At 42.6% G+C, this 20910-nt stretch carries 20 protein-coding genes and 1 pseudogene; 15 read left to right on the plus strand and 6 right to left on the minus strand.

Annotated elements, in window-relative coordinates; all coding sequences use genetic code 11:
* From BFN00_RS13230 to BFN00_RS13240, 3 genes and pseudogenes are all read left to right on the plus strand, one after another.
* A pseudogene (locus tag BFN00_RS13230) lies at positions 1-208 on the plus strand (IS701 family transposase); the annotation flags it as partial.
* Between the two features lie 152 nt (positions 209-360).
* A complete protein-coding gene (locus BFN00_RS13235) occupies positions 361-1365 on the plus strand; it encodes an LLM class flavin-dependent oxidoreductase (RefSeq protein ID WP_044108870.1) in 1005 nt (334 codons plus the stop codon).
* Between the two features lie 347 nt (positions 1366-1712).
* The gene (locus BFN00_RS13240; RefSeq protein WP_044108869.1) at positions 1713-2276 is read left to right on the plus strand and encodes an NAD(P)/FAD-dependent oxidoreductase; all 564 of its coding nucleotides are present in this window, start codon (positions 1713-1715) and stop codon (positions 2274-2276) included.
* A 246-nt stretch (positions 2277-2522) separates the two neighbouring features.
* Here BFN00_RS13240 and ppsR read toward each other — a convergent pair whose 3' ends face one another.
* A complete protein-coding gene (gene ppsR / locus BFN00_RS13245) occupies positions 2523-3359 on the minus strand; it encodes a posphoenolpyruvate synthetase regulatory kinase/phosphorylase PpsR (protein WP_004278781.1) in 837 nt (278 codons plus the stop codon).
* A 154-nt stretch (positions 3360-3513) separates the two neighbouring features.
* Here ppsR and ppsA point away from each other — a divergent pair, with 154 nt between their 5' ends.
* From ppsA to alr, 12 genes are all read left to right on the plus strand, one after another.
* A complete protein-coding gene (gene ppsA / locus BFN00_RS13250; RefSeq protein WP_004278782.1) occupies positions 3514-5892 on the plus strand; it encodes a phosphoenolpyruvate synthase in 2379 nt (792 codons plus the stop codon).
* A gap of 421 nt (positions 5893-6313) precedes the next feature.
* Positions 6314-7111: an RDD family protein gene (locus BFN00_RS13255; RefSeq protein ID WP_004278783.1), complete on the plus strand. Its 798-nt coding sequence runs from the start codon at positions 6314-6316 to the stop codon at positions 7109-7111.
* Positions 7112-7408: 297 nt separating this feature from the next.
* Entirely contained in the window at positions 7409-8503 is a 1095-nt protein-coding gene (cyoA, locus tag BFN00_RS13260; protein WP_044108868.1) for a ubiquinol oxidase subunit II, read from the plus strand.
* Positions 8504-8506: 3 nt separating this feature from the next.
* Complete coding sequence (cyoB, locus tag BFN00_RS13265) at positions 8507-10495, plus strand: cytochrome o ubiquinol oxidase subunit I (protein ID WP_044108867.1); 1989 nt, start codon at positions 8507-8509, stop codon at positions 10493-10495.
* 4 nt (positions 10496-10499) lie between these two features.
* A complete protein-coding gene (gene cyoC, locus BFN00_RS13270; protein WP_004278786.1) occupies positions 10500-11120 on the plus strand; it encodes a cytochrome o ubiquinol oxidase subunit III in 621 nt (206 codons plus the stop codon).
* The gene (locus tag BFN00_RS13275; protein ID WP_004645410.1) at positions 11120-11446 is read left to right on the plus strand and encodes a cytochrome o ubiquinol oxidase subunit IV; all 327 of its coding nucleotides are present in this window, start codon (positions 11120-11122) and stop codon (positions 11444-11446) included. Before cyoC ends, BFN00_RS13275 begins: the two co-directional genes overlap by 1 nt.
* A gap of 10 nt (positions 11447-11456) precedes the next feature.
* On the plus strand, positions 11457-12335 hold the full coding sequence (cyoE, locus tag BFN00_RS13280) for a heme o synthase (protein WP_004645412.1): 879 nt from the start codon (positions 11457-11459) through the stop codon (positions 12333-12335).
* A 438-nt stretch (positions 12336-12773) separates the two neighbouring features.
* Positions 12774-13160, plus strand: coding sequence for a 30S ribosomal protein S6 (gene rpsF / locus BFN00_RS13285; protein ID WP_004278789.1), 387 nt, complete (start codon positions 12774-12776; stop codon positions 13158-13160).
* Between the two features lie 12 nt (positions 13161-13172).
* Positions 13173-13400 (plus strand): 30S ribosomal protein S18, encoded by a 228-nt coding sequence (gene rpsR / locus BFN00_RS13290; protein WP_004278792.1) that lies wholly within the window; start codon positions 13173-13175, stop codon positions 13398-13400.
* Between the two features lie 9 nt (positions 13401-13409).
* Positions 13410-13856, plus strand: a complete 447-nt coding sequence (gene rplI / locus BFN00_RS13295) for a 50S ribosomal protein L9 (protein WP_004278793.1) — start codon at positions 13410-13412, stop codon at positions 13854-13856.
* Between the two features lie 216 nt (positions 13857-14072).
* Complete coding sequence (dnaB, locus tag BFN00_RS13300) at positions 14073-15515, plus strand: replicative DNA helicase (RefSeq protein ID WP_044108866.1); 1443 nt, start codon at positions 14073-14075, stop codon at positions 15513-15515.
* Between the two features lie 49 nt (positions 15516-15564).
* Positions 15565-16635, plus strand: coding sequence for an alanine racemase (gene alr / locus BFN00_RS13305; RefSeq protein WP_044108865.1), 1071 nt, complete (start codon positions 15565-15567; stop codon positions 16633-16635).
* A 47-nt stretch (positions 16636-16682) separates the two neighbouring features.
* Here the strand turns inward: alr and BFN00_RS13310 are convergent, their stop codons facing one another.
* From BFN00_RS13310 to BFN00_RS13330, 5 genes are all read right to left on the minus strand, one after another.
* Positions 16683-17114 (minus strand): BLUF domain-containing protein, encoded by a 432-nt coding sequence (locus tag BFN00_RS13310; protein WP_044108864.1) that lies wholly within the window; start codon positions 17112-17114, stop codon positions 16683-16685.
* A gap of 82 nt (positions 17115-17196) precedes the next feature.
* Positions 17197-17931: a proteasome-type protease gene (locus BFN00_RS13315; RefSeq protein ID WP_004278798.1), complete on the minus strand. Its 735-nt coding sequence runs from the start codon at positions 17929-17931 to the stop codon at positions 17197-17199.
* Positions 17932-17944: 13 nt separating this feature from the next.
* The gene (locus tag BFN00_RS13320; protein WP_071852092.1) at positions 17945-18724 is read right to left on the minus strand and encodes a transglutaminase family protein; all 780 of its coding nucleotides are present in this window, start codon (positions 18722-18724) and stop codon (positions 17945-17947) included.
* Positions 18721-19323 carry an alpha-E domain-containing protein gene (locus tag BFN00_RS13325; RefSeq protein ID WP_071852093.1) on the minus strand — a complete coding sequence of 201 codons (603 nt, stop codon included), beginning with the start codon at positions 19321-19323 and terminating at the stop codon, positions 18721-18723. Before BFN00_RS13325 ends, BFN00_RS13320 begins: the two co-directional genes overlap by 4 nt.
* A 22-nt stretch (positions 19324-19345) precedes the next feature.
* Complete coding sequence (locus BFN00_RS13330) at positions 19346-20905, minus strand: circularly permuted type 2 ATP-grasp protein (protein ID WP_071852094.1); 1560 nt, start codon at positions 20903-20905, stop codon at positions 19346-19348.
* Between the last annotated feature and the right edge of the window lie 5 nt (positions 20906-20910).

Raw genomic sequence — 20910 nt, forward strand, 5'->3', positions numbered from 1 at the left:
GTTTCAAGTAAGACGATCCAAGCTGATTTTGAATCATATTTTCTCAGCCTTGATGGCCTATGTTGAGATACAAAAGAACCAGTTTGAGCGGATCTTTGAAAATGTATATCGTTGGCAGAAGAAATTATTTAGACCAATTATCAAGAACTTTATTGATGAATTTATTCTCGATAAGAATCATCTGCTGCCACAGAAAATCTATAAATAATAGTGCGTAAGTCCTAGCATCTTCGGATGCTTATTTTTTTGCCTTTATTTTTTATCTTTATCTTTTGGTTTACACTTATATCGATTTTTTTCGATATACAAACGCCTTCTAAAGTCGTATGCTTTTAGAGATGTCTATTTAAGAGTAATACTATGCGTACGCTTAACGATACCCAGTTCTCTATACTCGAACTGGTTCCTGTTCGTGACGACAAGACTATTCAATTCGCGCTAAACCATGCGCTGGAACTTGCCCAAACAGCAGAAAAATTGGGTTATCGCCGGATGTGGCTGGCAGAACATCATAATATGGATGGTATTGCCAGTTCAGCAACTGCAGTTCTCTTAGGCTATTTACTGGCGAATACCAAAACCTTAACTTTAGGCTCTGGCGGAATTATGTTGCCCAACCATGCACCGCTGGTCGTAGCTGAACAGTTCGGCACATTGGCGACGCTCTATCCGGACCGGATTGAACTGGGTCTGGGCCGTGCTCCAGGTACCGATCAAATGACCATGCGTGCCCTGCGTCGTGGCCGTCAGGAAACCGAAGATCAGTTTCCACAAGATGTTCTGGAAATTCTGCAATATTTTAAAGATCCAGAACCACATCAGCGTATCGTAGCGACGCCAGGTCAAAGTACGCACGTACCCGTATGGCTTTTAGGTTCCAGCCTGTTTAGTGCACAATTAGCGGCGAAACTTGGTCTACCTTATTCCTTCGCTTCGCATTTTGCCCCGCGTATGCTGGGTCAGGCCATTCAGCTTTATCGTGAAAACTTTGAACCTTCTGAATACCTGGATCGTCCTTATGTGTCGATGGGTGTACCGACCTGTGTCGCAGATACTGATGAAGAAGCAGAATATCTAGCGACTAGTGCCTATCAGCGGGTTTTATCACTGATTCGTGGACAAAGCCTGAAACTTAAAGCACCAATTGACTCCATGAAAGGTCTGTGGTCGCCGCCGGAAAAAATGTCAGTCGATAATTTCTTTGCCATGGCTCAGGTCGGCTCCAAAGAAACCGTTAAAGCTGGGCTAGAATCGCTTTTGGCTAAATATGATGTGGATGAGTTTATCTTTACTTGTGACATCTATGACACTGACAAGCGCCTGCACAACTTTGAGCTATTAATGCAAATTAAAAATGGTCAGTAAATGAGAGTTGCATCTACCTATTCTCAGCAATGGGTAGATGTTTTTCATCTTTAAAGATAAATGACTAAAAGAAACATCCCAGTAAAATCATTTCTATCGACTACACCATTAAACTGCTTCTTCTTTGACAAATAACTCAACTTTATTTCCTTCGTCGATCTCGTCAAGTTAAAAGTCATTCCTTTTGGATTGCATATAAATCCATTCAGTCTTCAATAAAGTCAGATTTTATATTTTGGTCAAATAGATGACTGTCTAAGTTAAATTTTTCACTTTACCCTGGCTTGAGTTTTTGTTTATATCTCATACAAAGAAAATTAATTATTAAATAAATTCAAGGAATTCTAATGTCTACCAAGCAGGATCCACACGCTGGTATTTTTGAAAATCGCCCCGAACATTTTCAGCAGTTTACTGGAATTAAAGCACCCTCTTCCGAACTGCTAGAATTGGATTATGCAGATAAAGATATTGCTATTATTGGCACAGATCAGTTTACCGTGAGCCAGCTGGATAAAATCAGTCAACATGCCCGTTCGGTAAAAGTTTTCCAGATTAATCCTGCTTTTGTACTGCCCGGTTCCGACCGAATTCTGCAACGAATTATTAATCACCCATTGATTGGTAAAAATCGCCGCTTATTTAACAACCGCATTAAAAGCTTGCTTTCTCTGCGGTTTTTAGAAAATCAGGTGCAGAATTTGTGGCTAAGACGCCAGTTAATGCCAAATCTTGCATCTTCCCGTAAAATTTATCTGAAATCAGATCATTATTATGCTGCCCTACAACGTGAAAATTGCCGCCTGATTACCTGGCCGATTCTGAAAATTTCGGAAAATACAATTCATTGTATTAATGGTGAACAGCATCCGGTCGATATCATTATTCATACTTATTTAGCAGAAAAATAACTCACGCTGGCGAGTAAAAATGAAAAATTGGTAAGCTGATAATGAGATTTTTATTTACGTATCAAGAACCGACATGATGATTTATTCAACAAAATGAGCAAAGAAGACTCTTTTATATTTCAGAATATGATAGTTGGTATTTTCTTAGAATTATAAAATTCATACATTATTTCGATTAATCAATGCTTACTTGTAATTTTTAGCTATAAATCAAAGCCAAACCGCAGTTTGGCTCTGGCTGGTTTCTTAACCGATTCGACGTTTTAAACCGGTCATTTGCAACACACGTGTTGAGATTTCTTCAATCGACATTTCAGACACATTCAGGTACTTGATGCCTTCCGAAATATAAATTCCTTCAATCGCACGCAACTCCATCTGACACTGACTAAAGCTGGCATAACGGCTATTGGCCTTACGCTCAGAACGAATGGCCACAAGGCGTTCCGCATCAATCATCAGGCCAAACAGCTTGTTTTTATGCGGTCGCAGCACGGCTGGCAGTCGGTTATCATCCAAATCTTCTTCAGTCAGTGGATAGTTCGCCACGCGAATACCGAACTGCAAAGACAGATAAATAGAGGTCGGGGTTTTACCTGAACGCGATACACCAATCAGGATCAGGTCAGCTTTATCATAATGACGGGTACGTGCGCCGTCGTCGTTATCTAAAGCAAAATGAACAGCATCAATACGGGCCTTATAAGACTCAGAGTCGGTCACCGCGTGGGTCTGCCCGACTAAAGTTGTAGGAATCGTGCCTAATTCATCAGCCAACTTACTAATAAGCCCTTCAAATACATCGAGATTTACTGCATTTGCAGTATTAATAATGTCGCGCACATAGGGATCAACCAGGGTATCAAATACCAGCGGTTTTTCACCGTCGATTTGAGCTCTTGCATTGATCTCTGCCACCACATTTGTAGCCGCTTCTTCGGAACTAATGTAAGGGATAATATGAATGTCAAATTTCACATGCGGAAACTGCGCTAACAGCGAGTGTCCAAGGGTTTCAGCGGTGATGGCGGTACCATCTGAAATAAAGAAAACACTACGCTGAATTTGTTTACCTTCCGACATTAAAATTCTCCTCCAACATTTGTCTTAGTGCTATATAATCTTTATAGTAAACCGATCTTACATGACTGTCGCTTAGTAAAATCAAAAACCTAGATGATTTGCTATACTCTCATGCCGAGATAGTGATTAATACTGCAAAAGTGGAGTAACAACTTTGGAAGCGCGCGTAATTGGTCTGGAAAAATTAGGGAAGCACGACGTTGAGCTGGTCGGTGGGAAAAACTCATCACTAGGCGAAATGATCAGCCACTTATCAAATGCTGGTGTATCTGTGCCAGGTGGTTTCGCAACGACTGCCGATGCCTACCGTGAATTTCTCGAGCAAAGTGGCCTAAACGCTAAAATCAATGCAGAGCTTGCTGCACTCAATGTTGATGATGTAAATGCACTTGCTGAAACTGGCGCAAAAATTCGTCAATGGATTGTGGATACTCCACTTACGCCTGCATTAGAACAAGAAGTTCGTACAGCATTTGCAGAACTTTCTAACGGCAACCCTGACATCGCGGTTGCCGTTCGTTCTTCTGCAACTGCAGAAGATTTGCCGGATGCTTCTTTTGCCGGCCAGCAAGAAACTTTCTTGAACATTCGTGGTATCGATAACGTTCTGATCGCAATTAAAGAAGTGTTTGCATCTTTGTACAACGACCGCGCAATCTCATACCGTGTACACCAAAACTTTGCCCATGATGTAGTTGCCCTGTCTGCTGGTGTACAACGCATGGTTCGTTCAGAAACTGGCGCTGCAGGTGTGATGTTTACGCTAGATACTGAATCAGGCTTCCGTGATGCAGTATTCATTACTGCATCTTATGGTTTGGGTGAAATGGTCGTTCAAGGTGCAGTTAACCCGGACGAATTCTATATTTCTAAACCGCTTTTAAATGCAGGCCGACACGCGATCCTTCGTCGCAACCTAGGTTCTAAGCACCAGAAAATGATTTATGGTGAAGAAGCATCTGCAGGTAAATCTGTTGTTGTCGTGGATGTTGAAAAAGCTGAACGCCAACAGTTCGCTTTAAACGACCAGGAATTACAAGAACTTGCTAAACAAGCGCTGATCATTGAAAACCACTACGGTGCACCAATGGACATCGAGTGGGCAAAAGATGGCGATGATGGCAAGATTTATATCGTTCAGGCGCGTCCTGAAACTGTAAAAAGCCGTGAAAATGTCGGCACTATGGAACGCTACCTGTTGAAACAACGCGGTACTGTGATCTGTGAAGGCCGTTCAATTGGTCAACGCATTGGTTCTGGTAAAGTCCGCATTGTGACGTCTATTAAAGAAATGGACAAAGTACAAGATGGTGATGTTCTTGTATCTGATATGACTGACCCGGATTGGGAACCAGTCATGAAACGTGCAGCTGCGATTGTAACAAACCGTGGTGGTCGTACTTGTCACGCAGCAATTATTGCACGTGAGCTTGGTGTTCCTGCAATCGTGGGTTGTGGTAATGCAACTGAAGTTCTTGTAGACGGTCAGGAAGTGACTGTGTCTTGTGCTGAAGGTGATACTGGCTTTATCTATGAAGGCGCACTAGATTTTGAAATTCAAAAGAATTCAATTGAGTCTATGCCTGCTCTTCCATTTAAAGTAATGATGAACGTGGGTAACCCGGATCGTGCATTTGACTTTGCTCAAATTCCAAACGCAGGTATTGGTCTGGCGCGTCTTGAATTCATTATTAACCGTATGATTGGTGTTCACCCGAAAGCATTGATCAATATTGACAGCCTTCCACGTGAAACACGTGCAGCAGTCATGGCGCGTACTGCAGGTTATGCATCTCCAATCGAATTCTATGTAGAGAAACTGGTCGAAGGTATCTCGACACTTGCTGCTGCATTTGCAGACAAGCCAGTCATTGTTCGTATGTCAGACTTTAAGTCTAACGAATATGCAAACTTGATCGGTGGTAAGTTATACGAGCCAGAAGAAGAAAACCCGATGCTAGGTTTCCGTGGTGCAAGTCGCTACGTTTCTGATAACTTCCGTGATTGCTTCGAACTTGAATGTCGTGCATTGAAAAAAGCACGTGATGAAATGGGTTTAACCAATATTCAGATCATGATTCCATTTGTTCGTACTGTTGCTGAAGCGAAACGTGTCATTGAACTTCTTGCATTAAACGGTCTTAAGCGCGGTGAAAACGGCCTTAAAGTGATCATGATGTGTGAACTTCCAACCAATGCTTTATTGGCAGATCAGTTCCTTGAACATTTCGATGGTTTCTCTATTGGTTCAAACGACTTGACACAATTAACACTTGGTCTTGACCGTGACTCTGGTATTGTCTCTCACCTATTTGATGAGCGCGACCCTGCGGTTAAAGCGTTACTTTCTCTTGCAATTCAAGCATGCCGTAAAGCTGGCAAATATGTCGGTATTTGTGGTCAAGGTCCTTCTGATCACCCAGATCTTGCACAATGGTTAATGGAACAAGGTATCGACTCTGTGTCTTTAAACCCAGACTCGGTACTTGAAACTTGGTTCTTCCTGGCTGAAGAAAAAGTGCAAAAAGCATAAGCAATTTTGAATAAAAAAGACCCTTTGATAGGGTCTTTTTTATGAGACAGCTATTATGATTTATTGTTTGAAAATTAATAACTAAAGTCCCAATCTAAAGCTAAACCATTGAATTTATAAAAATAATTAAAAAAAAAAGCTTATCAACACATGAAAACTGTAATGACAAACAAATACCAACAGTAAAGTCATATCAAAATGGCAATAATAATGAATACACCTGTAATGTTCGGGAAGATATTTTTAAGAATGGTGATCCTTGCAATTTTGTATGGGCGCATTTTTAATAAGAAATATGATTGAAAATCCTTAATTAATCTATATCTTACGATGAGAGGATGTTTGTTTTCAAAACAGAATTCAATACAATCTTGTTCAAAGCTATTATCAGTTCACATTTATATATTGAGATTCAGTCTATATGCAGATTTACTTGGCACGAAACAATCAACAAGCTGGTCCATATACGCTCGAGCAATTGAATCAGATGCTGGCGAATCAACAAGTCATGCTGACTGACCTGGCATGGCATCAAGGCATGACCGAGTGGAAAGCCTTAGGTGAACTTACCCAAGGAAAATCGGTATATCAACCCGAAGGTTATGTCGCTCCAGCAGTCACACCTGAAACGCCGGTATTCCAGAATAGCCAACCAACGACTTCGGCCTACTCACAGCCTCATACTCAAACAGCAACTCAAAAAAATGAACTTGCCAGTATTCCAAGCCGTATCCTGGCCAAAATTGTAGACGTATTACTGTGGCTACCAGCAACCTTCATTTTGACTGCTTTTTTTACGCCTGAACAGGAAACCCGGTTTGCTCAACTGAATGAAGAATTCATGAATGTTGTGCTGAGTAGCGATGCAGATCCTGCAATGGCTCAGCAATTACAGACTCAAATGTTTGAGATGTTTTCTCAGCAGGCGTGGCTTGCCACAGCGGTCTATTTGATTATCATGCTGGCCATTCAAGCTTTTCTGATTGCCAAATCAGGCCAAAGTATTGGTAAAAAGCTCACGAAAATCAAAATTGTAGATGTAGAATCAGGTGAAAAGACCAGCCTGTTGCGCGCCTTTACTATTCGTAGCGTATTTTTCATATTTTTAAATATTGTATTTATGCCACTGAGTTTAATTATTGACTGGGCCTTCGGATTGGGCAAAAAACGTCAAACCTTGCACGATAAACTCGCAAAAACGCAAGTTGTGAAACAATAGTGCAGGAATACACAAAATGGGATGAATATCATCCCATTTTGATTACAGAACTTTGAAATTGAAATAAAATTCCCATAAATCCCCCCAATCCAGACCAGCAAAATCGGTTTTTATTACAGGCATTTAAAGCGCCCTAGATATAGCTTAGTTCGTGAATCTCAGGCATAATGCCCTACAACGTAGCGGTGTATTGTGATTAATAGGATGTTTTGTAAAATTCAGCCTTTTTTGTCATGTGCACTTTAATCGCTATCCCATATTAAATTAGGGAATGGGACTCTTCACCGAGGTTGTAAAATGAGACAAACGATTTTAGCTGTATTGTCTTTATCTGCGATGACTGCACTCTTGACCGGGTGTGGTGGTGATATGGTACTTCTGAACTCTAAAGGTCCAGTTGCAGCAGGTCAAAGTAACCTGATGATGACTGCGATTTACTTAATGCTATTGGTGGTTATTCCATCAATCATCATGGCATTATGGTTCGGTTGGAAATATCGTGCATCGAATAAAGACGCAGACTATAAACCTACATGGACACACTCTACTGCGATTGAAATTGTAGTATGGGGTATCCCTGTCATTATTATTGGTATTTTAGCTTGGTTAACTTGGTGGGGCTCCCACAAGTATGACCCATACCGTCCAATTGAAGCAGATAAAGCGCCATTAACTGTTCAAGTTATTGCTGAGCAATTTAAATGGATCTTCATCTATCCTGAGCAAGGCATTGCAACTGTTAACGAATTGCGTTTCCCAGAGAAAACTCCGGTAAGCCTTCGTTTAACCTCTAACTTCACGATGAACTCGTTCTTCATCCCGGCGTTAAGTGGTCAGATTTATGCAATGGCAGGTATGCAAACTCACCTCAACCTATTAGCTGATGAAACTAGCCCAGCTGAAGGCTACCGTGGTTTCTCTTCAAACTATTCAGGTTACGGCTTCTCACAAATGCGCTTCCGTGCACATTCTGTGACTGATGCCCAGTTTGCCGAATGGGTTTCTGCTATTCAGGCAGGAAACGGTACTTCAGTTAACCCTAATGCAGTACAAAAAACTGTTCTAGACCAAGCTGAATTTGCAAGCTTACGTGACGGTAACCGCGGTGTTCACCAGATCGAAGCGATTATTGCAAGAGCTAAGACTCCTGAAGAGAAGGCTGCTGCTGAAGCAATGAAGCCTTACCCTACTAAGCCACATCCTGTGACTTACTACTCTTCTGTAGAGCAAGGTTTGTTTGAATCTGTGATTCACAAGTATATGAGTAACTACCACGGTGCTGACCATTCAGCTCCTGTAGAAGCTGCAGCGACTGATGCTGTTGCTCATGAAGCGTCTGCTTCTGAAGCTCATGTAGCTGGTGAACATGCGACTGCTTCTCAAGGAGAATAAGACATGAGCTTCTTAGGTAAGTTAGGTCCGGATGCAATTCCTTACGATCCAATCGTATTGGCAACTGTTGCAATGATGATCTTGGGTGGTATCGCAGTTGTTGCCGGTATTACCTACTTCAAAAAATGGGGCTACCTGTGGAACGAATGGTTCACATCTGTAGACCATAAAAAAATTGGTATCATGTACCTGTTCGTATCGATCATCATGCTGGTGCGTGGTTTCGCCGATGCGATCATGATGCGTCTTCAGCAGTTCCTTGCAAAAGGTGGCGGCGAAGGTTATTTACACCCTGAGCATTACGATCAGATCTTTACCGCGCATGGCGTGATCATGATCTTCTTCGTGGCAATGGGTCTTGTTGTTGGTTTGATGAACATCTCTGTACCGCTTCAAATCGGTGCACGTGACGTTGCATTTCCATTATTAAACTCACTCAGCTTCTGGTTATTCGCCGGTGCTGCGGGTCTGATGATGGTTTCACTTGCGTTAGGTGAGTTCGCTGCAACAGGCTGGATGGCATACCCTCCACTGTCTGGCATTGAATACTCTCCAGGCGTAGGTATGGACTACTATATCTGGGCACTGCAAATTTCAGGTCTGGGTACGCTATTAACGGGTGTTAACTTCTTCGTTACCATCATCAAAATGCGTGCGCCTGGCATGAAACTTATGGAAATGCCAATCTTTACCTGGACATCTTTATGTACAGCAGTATTGATTATTGCGGCTTTCCCAGTGTTGACTGCAACAATTGCAATGTTAACGCTTGACCGTTACTTCGGTTTCCACTTCTTTACTAACGACTTGGGTGGTAGCCCGATGTTGTACGTGAACTTGATTTGGACTTGGGGTCACCCGGAAGTATATATCTTGGTATTACCAGCATTTGGTATTTACTCTGAAGTTGTTGCGACTTTCTCGCGCAAAGCATTGTTCGGTTACAAATCAATGGTGTATGCAACAGTAGCAATCACAGTATTGTCATTCGTTGTATGGGTTCACCACTTCTTTACCATGGGTGCAGGTGCCAACGTTAACGCGTTCTTCGGTATCATGACCATGATTATTGCGATTCCTACAGGTGTGAAAATCTTCTCTTGGTTATTCACCATGTACAAGGGTCGTATTGTTTACACTACTCCAATGCTATGGACACTAGGCTTCCTGGTAACTTTCGGTATCGGTGGTTTAACAGGTGTATTGATGGCGGTTCCACCAGCGGACTTCCTGGTACATAACTCTTTATTCCTGATTGCTCACTTCCATAACGTAATTATTGGTGGTGTAGTATTTGCGATGTTCGCAGGTATCATCTTCTACTGGCCGAAAATGTTCGGTTGGAGACTGAATGAGACTTGGGGTAAAGCAGCGTTCTGGTTCTGGTTCTTCGGTTTCTACTTTGCGTTCATGCCACTTTATATCCTTGGTTTCATGGGTATGACACGTCGTTTGAATACATTTGACAACCCAGAATGGGACCCGTATGTAAATATCGCGATGTTCGGTGCAGTTCTGATTGCGCTTGGTATCGTATGTTTCATTCTGCAAATCGTGGTTGGTTTCTTACAACGTGACCAACGTCTGGATTTGACTGGCGATCCATGGGATGGTCGTACCCTTGAATGGGCGACATCTTCTCCTGCTCCGTTCTATAACTTTGCTCATCTTCCAAAGATCAATGGTATTGATACTTTCTGGATCGAGAAAGAAAATGGTGTTGCGTATGCAAAACCAACGAAGTACGAAGATATCCACATGCCGACTAACCGTGCTGCCGGTTTCGTTATCGCGATGTTCATCACTATTATGGGCTTCGGTTTAATCTGGCACATCTGGTGGTTAGTAGTTGTTACGTTCATTGCTTCTATCATTAGCTTCATCGTGTCTTCTTTCACCAAGAAAGTGGATTACTATGTTCCAGCTGCTGAAGTTGAGCGTATTGAAAACGAACGCTATGCGATTCTTGAAAAACACTTGAAGAAGGACTAAGACAATGGCTGAAGTACTTCATCACGATAACCACGGACACGATGAGCATCATCATCACGATGATACTGACATCACCGTCTTTGGTTTCTGGACTTACTTGATGAGTGACCTTGTCCTGTTCGGTACACTCTTCATTGCGTTCGCTGTTTTGAGTAGCCACATTCCTGTGGGTACTCCAAGTGCGAGAGACCTGTTTGGCGACTCTTTAGGTTTCGTTCTTACTGAAACCTTCGCCCTCTTGATCTCTTCTGTAACCTTTGGTTTTGCAGTTCTTGCTGCATACAAAAAAGACGTTGCAAAAGTACTAACTTGGTTAGCGATTACTTGGGTATTCGGTGCTATCTTCATCGGCATGGAACTATATGAGTTCAATCACCTAGTTCATGCGGGTCACGGTCCAAGCACAAGTGCGTTCTTATCTGCGTTCTTTACTTTGGTAGGTACGCACGGTATTCACGTAACTTCTGGTCTGGTCTGGATGATCGTGCTTATGGTTCAAATCAAGAAATATGGTTTGACTCTTGCAAACACGCGTCGTCTAGCTTGCCTAAGCTTGTTCTGGCACTTCCTTGACATCGTTTGGATCTGTGTATTCAGCGTAGTTTACTTGATGGGAGTTCTGTAATGAGTCACGATCATAACGCTGCTGGCGAATCACACGGTAACGTTAAGCAATATACCGTCGGCTTCATCCTTTCTGTCATCCTTACCGTAATTCCATTCGGTATGGTGATGGCAGGCGGTTTTGGCCGTGGTATTTTGATTACTGTCATCGCGATTACTGCGGTTGCTCAGATTCTTGTGCAGTTAATTTACTTCCTGCATATGAACTCTTCTTCAGAGCAACGCTGGAACGTGATTGCATTCGTGTATACCATCTTAACTATCGCTATTCTTTTAGTGGGTTCTGTATGGATCATGAATTACCTACACTACAACATGATGATCTAAACTGGTCGTCATGCTGAAAAAGTATTTATTCCTGACTAAGCCAGGAATTCTCTTCGGTAACTTTGTTACCACTTTGGGTGGCTACTTCGTAGCCACTCAAGGTTCTGTAGATTTCCTTCTCCTGCTTATTACCCTTCTCGGTACTACGCTTGTCGTAGCATCAGGATGTGTGGTCAATAACGTGATTGACCAGGACATCGACCAAAAAATGCAGCGCACCCAAAACCGTGCTCTGGTCACCAAAACCATTTCCGAACCTGTTGCCCTGGCCTTTGCCCTGGTATTAGGCATCGCTGGTTTTAGTCTTTTATGGTTCTGGGTAAATGCGTACGCTTTCCTATTCGCGGTGATTGGTTTTGTCGTATATGTTGGTTTCTACAGCCTATGGACAAAACGAACCACAATTCATCAAACTGTTGTAGGCAGTATTTCTGGTGCAGCTCCACCTGTCATTGGTTATACCGCAGTGGCCAATCAATTTGACCTCGGTGCGTTACTGATCTTTTTAGGTTATGCGCTATGGCAAATGCCTCACTCATGGGCGATTGCGATTTACCGCTTTGATGATTACAAAAATGCAGGTATTCCGATTTTGCCTGTGGCGCGTTCGATTCATCGCACCAAGATTGAATCACTAGTTTATGTGGTGTTATTCACACTGACCATGAATGCGTTATTTGTCTTTGGTTATGCCAACTGGTTCTATGCAGTGATTTTAAACTTACTGTGCATTTACTGGTTATATATCGGTGTGATTGGATTTAAAGCTGAAAATGATCAACTTTGGGCAAAGAAGTATTTCTTGTTCTCGGTGATCCTGATTACTGTCATCAGTATTATCTTTAGCTTTACCTCAACTGCGCCATCTACACAGATTGTGTTTTTTTAAAAAGATAGAGTTAGTCTCTATCTTTTTTTATTTTGATTTCTCTTAATCCCCTACTTCCAATAGTTGTAGAGCAGAATCAAAAATTCGGCGTTATAAAGCTAAACCTCGATCTTCCTGATCGCTTAGAAAATTCAATCTTTCTGGTTCCAGACTCCGATCCTTCAGTTTTCTAGATTTTATGGCCTGATAAGTAAAGCTTGATCTTCGCAACAATACATGTGCTGAATTTAACCAGTCCAAATTTGCTTAAAGCCAAAGTCAGGTTCTGATGATCGATCTGGTTATAGAGATAATTTCGCAAAAATGTCTTATTTGGTTGAAATTATCCCTAAAGATCACTACAATTCCCCCTTCGCAAACACTGCGACACAACTTTGGTTGTGACTCCTTGCTTCAATTTACTTAAATTGGGGCTGTCCAAACCGTAAGGAGCTGACAATGCGTCATTACGAAATCGTACTTTTAGTACACCCTGATCAAAGCGATCAAGTAGTTGGTATGGTAGAACGCTACCTAACTCACATCAAAGAAGCTGAAGGTCAAATCCACCGTCTTGAAGACTGGGGCCGTCGTCAATTGGCTTACCCAATCAACAAGATCCACAAAGCTCACTACATTCTTATGAATGTTGAGTGTGGTCAAACTACTCTTGATGAGCTTGAAGAATTGTTCCGTTATAACGACGCAATCATTCGTAGCCTTATCATCCGTCGTGAAAACGCTATCACTGAAGAGTCACTATTGGCGAAGAGTGCTGAAGAAAAACGTGCGCGTAAAGCTCAACGTGAAGAAGCACAACACGCTCAAGACTCTGCTGAAGCTTAAGGAGAACATAACATGGCACGTTTTTACCGTCGTCGCAAGTTCTGCCGCTTTACAGCTGAGAACGTTACGTACATCGACTACAAAGATATCGACACTTTAAAACAGTACATCACTGAAAACGGCAAAATTGTTCCTAGCCGTATTACAGGTACTAAAGCTCGTTACCAACGTCAATTAGCGTTAGCTATCAAACAAGCTCGCTACTTGTCTTTGATCCCTTACACTGACAATCATAAGTGAGGTTGAGCTGTGGATATTATCTTATTACAACGCATTAAAAACCTAGGTAAACTAGGCGATAAAGTTTCAGTTAAAGCTGGTTACGGCCGTAACTTCCTTATCCCTCAAGGTAAGGCTGTTGCTGCAACTGAAGCAAACACTGCTGCTTTTGAAGCTCGTCGTGCTGAACTTGAGAAAGAAGAAGCTGCTATCTTGGCTGCTGCTCAAGCACGTGCTGACCAATTGAACGAAGTGAACATCGTTATCACTGCAAAAGCTGGTGATGAAGGTAAACTATTCGGTTCTATCGGTACTCGTGACATCGCTGACGCGTTGACAAATGCTGGTCTAGAAGTAGACCGTGCTGAAGTACGTCTTCCAAATGGCGCGCTTCGTCACACTGGCGAATTTAACATCGCAATCCAATTGCACCATGATGTTACTGCAGAAGTTCTAGTTACTATCGTAGCTGAGTAATTTCTCGCCTCAAAAAGAGCATGCGAAAGCATGCTCTTTTTTTATCTCTAAAAAATATAATCTAGCCAACACTGTCAAATTCATTTTATTATTCGTGTTTACAAAAAATTGCACTTCGCATTTTTGATCAGAGCGCGTATCATTTCATCTCGTAGTGAATAAACGCTATTCATCTCCGACGATATTTAACCATTGTATTTAAAATCAGGGATTTATATGTCACAGGCGAATGCCAGCAAAAAGGTAGCTCCTGCTAAACCGGAAATTGTTACTGAAAATAGCAATCTCAAGGAGTTCCGTACTCCACCCCACAATTTAGCAATTGAACAGGCTGTACTTGCTGCCCTAATGACTGTGGCTGAATCTTTTGAGCAGGTCGGTGATGTACTGACCGAAAATGATTTTTATGCCACCCGACACAAATATATCTTCCGTGCCATTGAGCAGCTCTCTAAAGAAAACTCGCCTTATGATGCGGTTCTGGTGCATGACTGGCTCATCAAACAAAACTTGCTCGATGCAATTGGTGGCGAAGAATATCTGATGCAGTTAATGGCAGATTCGCCATCGAGTTTCTATAACCTGGAAACTTATGCAGGCAAAATTAAAGAATTTTCTACCCTGCGTAGTATGATTAAAGTCAGCTCTGAAATTTTACAAAATGCCTATGACACCAAAGGCCGTACTGTCAGTGAAATTCTGGATCTGGCTGAGACCAATATTTTCTCGATTGCCGAACAGCATAATAACAATGCCAAAGCGCAAGGGCCTAAGCCGATCAACTCGGTGGTCGCGGACGTATTCGACAAATTAAATGAACTGTCGCAAATGGAAGGCAGCATTACCGGTTTAACCACTGGTTTTGTGGAACTGGATAACAAAACTTCCGGCATGCAATCTGGTGATTTAATTATTGTTGCGGCGCGTCCATCCATGGGTAAAACCACCTTTGCCATGAATCTGGTCGAAAGTGTCTTATTCAATAACAATCTGCCTGCTCTGGTCTATTCAATGGAGATGCCCGCCGACTCGATCGCCATGCGTTTGATTTCCTCATTTGGTCGCGTGCATCAGGGGCATTTACGTTCTGGTAAAATGGACAGTGATGAATGGTCAAAAGTCACCAGTACCATTGTGCATTTACAAGAAAAAAATCTGTATATCGATGATTCTTCTGCGCTACCACCAACAGAATTACGTGCCCGTGCGCGTCGTATTGCCAAAATGCATGGCGGAAAGCTGGGCTGTATCATGGTCGATTACTTGCAGCTGATGAAAGTACCCGGTATGGGCGATAACCGTGTCGGCGAGATCTCGGAAATCTCCCGAAGCTTAAAAGCTTTAGCGAAGGAAATGCAATGTCCGGTAATTGCCCTGTCACAGCTCAACCGATCGCTGGAAAACCGTCCAAACAAACGTCCGGTGATGTCCGACTTGCGTGAATCCGGTGCGATTGAGCAGGATGCCGACTTGATCATGTTTATTTACCGGGATGAGGTTTATAACAAGGAATCCAAGGAAGCTGGCACCGCCGAAATTATTATCGGTAAACAACGTAATGGCCCGATTGGTACCGTGCGTCTGGCATTCGAAGGTCAATATACCCGCTTTAGTAATCTCTCACCTGAGTTCTATGCTCAGTATGATGACGAAGAGTAATCAGGCTCTCGTCATCACATTTCCATCGTCCCTCTAGGAGTAATTTAGGGTGCGTCAAGCTACAGTTTATATTGACAGCGCTGCGCTGCAATATAATTTAAACCGTGTCAAACAACTTGCCCCAACCGCGAAAATCGTCAGCATGGTGAAAGCCAATGCTTATGGACACGGAGTTAAAGACTGCTTAGCAGCCTTAAGCGAAACCGATGCCTTTGGTGTTGCCTGTCTGCAAGAAGCCCTGGAAATTCGTGAATTAGGTTATTTACAGCCGATCACGCTTATCGAAGGTGTTTTTTCACCAGATGAGATGCCAATCGTAATTGAACAAAATATTGAAGTCATTGTGCATCAACAGGCACAAGTCGACTGGTTAATTGCACATAAAGATGCCTATATCGCCAAAGAACTTAAAGTCTGGGTCAAACTGAACAGCGGCATGAACCGCCTGGGCTTTAAGATTGAAGCGATTAAAGATGTTATTCATACACTACAAGCTGAAGGCTTTACTTGCGTGCTTGCCATGCATTTTGCTAATGCCGATGCCGAGCATCCACTGAATGATGAACAAATCCGTCAATTCCTTGAAGTGAAACAGGACTGCGCGCCAATTTTAGCCTCTTGCTGTAACTCGGCTGCAATCTATAAATATCCAGAATTGCATTTTGACTATGTCCGTCCCGGGATCATGCTCTACGGCGCGACGCCTTTTGCAGACAGGGATGTGCATGATCTGGACTTAAAGCCAGTCATGACGTTTACCGCTGAAATTATTGCCTTGAATGAGATTCAAGCGGGTGAGCATGTCGGTTATGGTTCCACGTTCACCGCAGATCAAGACATGACTTTGGCCATTGTTTCAATTGGCTATGGTGACGGTTATCCTCGCGCTTTCCCTAGACAGAACTATGTCGCAATCAATGGTCAGCAAACTCGCGTGATCGGCCGGGTTGCCATGGATATGATTGCCATTGATGTGACAGGACTAGAAGTGCAATTGGGCACAGAAGTCGAACTTTGGGGTAAAACCCGTCTGGTGGATGATGTAGCGACAGCCAATGGCACGATTGGTTATGAACTATTATGCAGGCTCAGCAATCGTCCACTACGCCAAGTAGTCTGATCTAGTTCTCAAAATAAAAAAAGCCCAACTTATGTTGGGCTTTTTCTTTAGGCTGACTTTTGTTCTTCGCCCTGCTCTATGCATAATTGCATTAATAAGGCATCGACATGACTTTGCTGAAAGGCAAAAGGATTAAAGTCATCAAATCCCATTTCCCGACAGAATTGCTGGATCTGACTGCGTTTGGAAATATATTTCATGGACCAGTCCGGGAAACTTGGATATTCAATTTCCTTGGTCTCAAATAGTTTAATGTCCTGATGGCGAGGATCTTTATTCAGTCGCTCCACCAGCAGACTTTTTAAAGTGGGACATTCACCTTCCAGACATTGAAAAAAATGACCATCTGCGAAATACAGTACACCTGTCACTTGATGCTGATAATTAAAATCACGGGCCTCTTTCAAAATATTCGCTAAATCTTCAAGCAAATCAGTTTTGGGAGAAGTACTTTTACTGGCGTAACAAAATTGGTACATGCGCTAACTTCTCTATTTTTATTATGCTGGACCGCATAGAAGTTAACACTGTACGTGAAAAACCTGAACTCGGATAGGTTTATTATAAGAAATACTCATTAGAGGGAACCGGAAGTTCTGCCAGTCCTTTTTTCAAGGTCTCTGACCATTGCCGGCTGATTGACGTGAAATACTCATCATCTTCGGCAATACGCTTGCCTCTTGGCATGATCAGACTGTCTTTTTTATAGACCAGCACATCAAGTGGCATACCGACCGATACATTGGAACGTAAGGTTGATGCAAATGAAATCAGGGAACAGCGCAAAGCTTCATCCAGCGGCATATCATAAGTCAGCGCACGATCCAAGATCGGCTTACCATATTTACTTTCGCCAATCTGAAAATACGGCGTATCGCGTGTGGCACAGATAAAGTTCCCTTGCGGATAGACATGATAAAGCTGCATATCCTGATCTTTAAGTTGTCCACCGACCAGCAGATTGCAATAATAATTGCTTTGTTCCGAAATATCGCTCGTAACATTCGCAATCACTTTCTTCAGCATACTACCCACCAGCTCAGCGACATCAAACATGGTGTGCAGACTCAAGATATTGGGTTCCTGCTTTAGTTCGAGCTGATTTTTGATATGCCCAATCACGGCTTGTGTGGTTGCCAGATTTCCGGATGCCTGTATGACGATCATACGTTCACCAGGAATACCAAAGGTATACAACTTTCGAAATACAGAAATGTGATCTACTCCGGCATTGGTCCGGGTATCACTGATAAAAAGCATACCTTGCTCTAAACGTAGTGCACAACAATACGTCATTCATTCGTCCTTATTAACATCCTAGCACTTGAACGATGGAATGCATGGATTCCACACCGCCCTTTTCTCTGACACCGCGTACCGGCGCCACATCCCAATAATCCCGTCCAATCGCCACATAAACATGCGAACTTGGAGTAAACAACAGATTACTGACATCAAAACAATACCATGTCTGGTCTACAAACACCTCTGCCCAAGCGTGACTGGCCAGATGCGAAGCATTTTGTGCATATAAATAACCAGAAACATAGCGTGCAGGCAAACCTAGATATTTGCACATGGCAATAAAAATATGACTATGGTCCTGACAGACGCCCTGTCTGGACTCAAAGGCATCTATTGCAGAGCCTTGCACTGAAGTACTGTTGGAAATATAAGGCACATGCTCCAGCAAGGCCTGTGCCAGTCCAATCAAATGCTGACGGGTTAATGCAGGAACATGACGTTGTGCAAAGTCTTTCATTGCTGCATTACATTGTGTTGATTCGGTCGGCTGTAGAAAAAGATTGGGATTGATTGAATCATTCAATCCACTCTGATGCGCAGGATTCAGCTCAACAATCCCTTGCGCCATGATGGTCAGGGAATGATAAGGCTCCCGCTGGCTACAGGTCATCCACAGATTATGAAATGCATCTTTCCGGATTTCTTTATTACCCGGTACACTGATATCCCAAGAATGAACCCGCTGATGCGCATTGCTCGAAGGCATCATTTTAATGTACTGAATACTGTTCCTCACCTCGGCCGTGTACATATAGTGCGTTTGGTGATTCACCATCAATTTCATACATCTGCCTCAAACAGTTGATGAATATGGTCGCTAAACTGATAGAACTGGATTCGATTCGGCTCTGTACGTAACTGCTCCCAGTACTGTTCCAGATCATCCCAGCCCATTTCTACGAGAATTCTGACCACATAATCAATCTTGCACAGTGTAGTACTGGTTTCTTCACCCAGGCGTAACTGGTGATCGAGCTGTTCTACACATTGCCCTAAACTGAAAAACAGAAAGATATCGGAAGATTCTGCTTCCAGAATATCTTCACATTCCGTTACCACTTCACAGATATAACCGGCATTTTTATCAGCGGTTTTGATCAGTTTCATCAGTTCTGCATAGCCTGAAGCAGACAGCACCCCACGCAATTCCTGAATATTGTCTTTGGCCACTTTAAACTGCTGGCTAAAAGACGCCACTTGCGTAGGATCAAGTACCAGCTCATTTAAGGAACTGGCATCAAAGGCAGGTAAACAGAAAGCATGGGCATATGCCACTGCCGCTTCGTCTTCTAAAAATGGAAAGTGCGCACATAAAAAATGAGTGCGAGATAAATAACGCCCTAACCAAAAAATATGTTGCGCATTGCTATTCAGCAAAACCATGACATTTTCCTTCTTTGGAATCTTATGAATGTAAATTGTCGACTACCCAGGTATCTTTGATACCGCCACCTTGTGATGAATTCACCACCAGTGAGCCGGGTTGCATCGCCACACGTGTCAAGCCACCCTGTACGATTTCAGTACGATAAGGCGAACTTAATACAAATGGGCGTAAGTCGATATGACGTTCAGCAATACCAAAATTGGTCAAAGTCGGACTAACCGATAAGTCCAAAGTTGGCTGCGCAATATATAAATGCGGCGCAGCTAAAATTTTCTCCCTGAAAGTTTCAATTTGCTGTTTAGACGCTTGTGGTCCAATGAGCATGCCATAACCGCCCGAACCCTGCGCTTCTTTCACCACCAGCTGATCCAAATGAGCCACGACATAGTCTAATTCTTCAGAATTACGACATTGATAAGTCGGAACATTTTTTAGAATTGGCTGCTCGCCCAAATAAAAACGAATCATTTTGTCGACATATGGATAAACCGATTTGTCATCTGCCACACCGGTTCCCGGTGCATTGGCAATCACAACATTATTTTGCAAATAAGCTGACATCAAGCCAGCGACACCCAAAGTGCTATCCGGTTTAAAGCATAAAGGATCAAGAAAAGCATCATCGACCCGTCTATAAATAACATCGACTCGTTGGCGACCACGTATGGTTTTTACATAAACCTTCGAGTCATCAACAAAAAGGTCACGTGATGTTACCAATGGTACATCCATCTCCCTTGCAAGGAAGGCATGTTCATAGTAAGCGCTATTAAAACGTCCTGGGGTCAGCACCACGACAAATGGCTTGTCGACGTAGGCATTTTCGATCAGGATTTCTTTCAATAATTGTGGATATTGCTCGATTTCGGCAATCTTGGACTGCTCGAATACTTTTGGCATGAGTTTTTCACTGATCTTGCGGCATTCCAGCATATAAGACACGCCAGATGGCGTTCTGAGATTATCTTCTAAGACATAAAACTCGCCCTTGGAATCACGGATCACATCGATTCCACTAATCTGGCTATAAATCCCACCTTTCAAGCTATGTTGATACATATGCGGCTGATAGGCCTCATGAGTTAAAATCTGCAACTCAGGAATGATATTGGCTTTTAAAATGTCCTGTTGATGATAAATATCATGTAAGAATAAATTTAGCGCCCGTACCCGTTGTGCCGAACCTAAAGCCACCATATTCCACTGTTTCCGGTCTATGACTCGCGGAATGATGTCGTAGGGAATGGTGCGCTCTACACCTTCTTCATCGCCATAAACGGTAAAGGTAATACCGTGATGTAAAAAATGTTCTTTTGCTACCTGATTCAGTGCATTGAGTTCATCCAGCGTATGTTGCGATAACCATTCTTCCAGCCTTTGACCTGCCTGACTGGACAGCACATGCTCATCCTGCATTTCATTAAAGAACTTCGAAGATAACTGCTGCAATAAAAGTTGTGGATTTGTTGTAGTAGATACCGCTGTAGTTTTAGTGTCTATAAAATTTTTTCCAATATTTTGGGAAGTAAATTTATCAATTGTTTCAATCACATTTGTATCCTGATTTCCTTTAAGCATACAAA

The sequence above is a fragment of the Acinetobacter sp. AR2-3 genome (assembly GCF_001878775.1).
Lineage (GTDB): Bacteria > Pseudomonadota > Gammaproteobacteria > Pseudomonadales > Moraxellaceae > Acinetobacter > Acinetobacter lwoffii_D.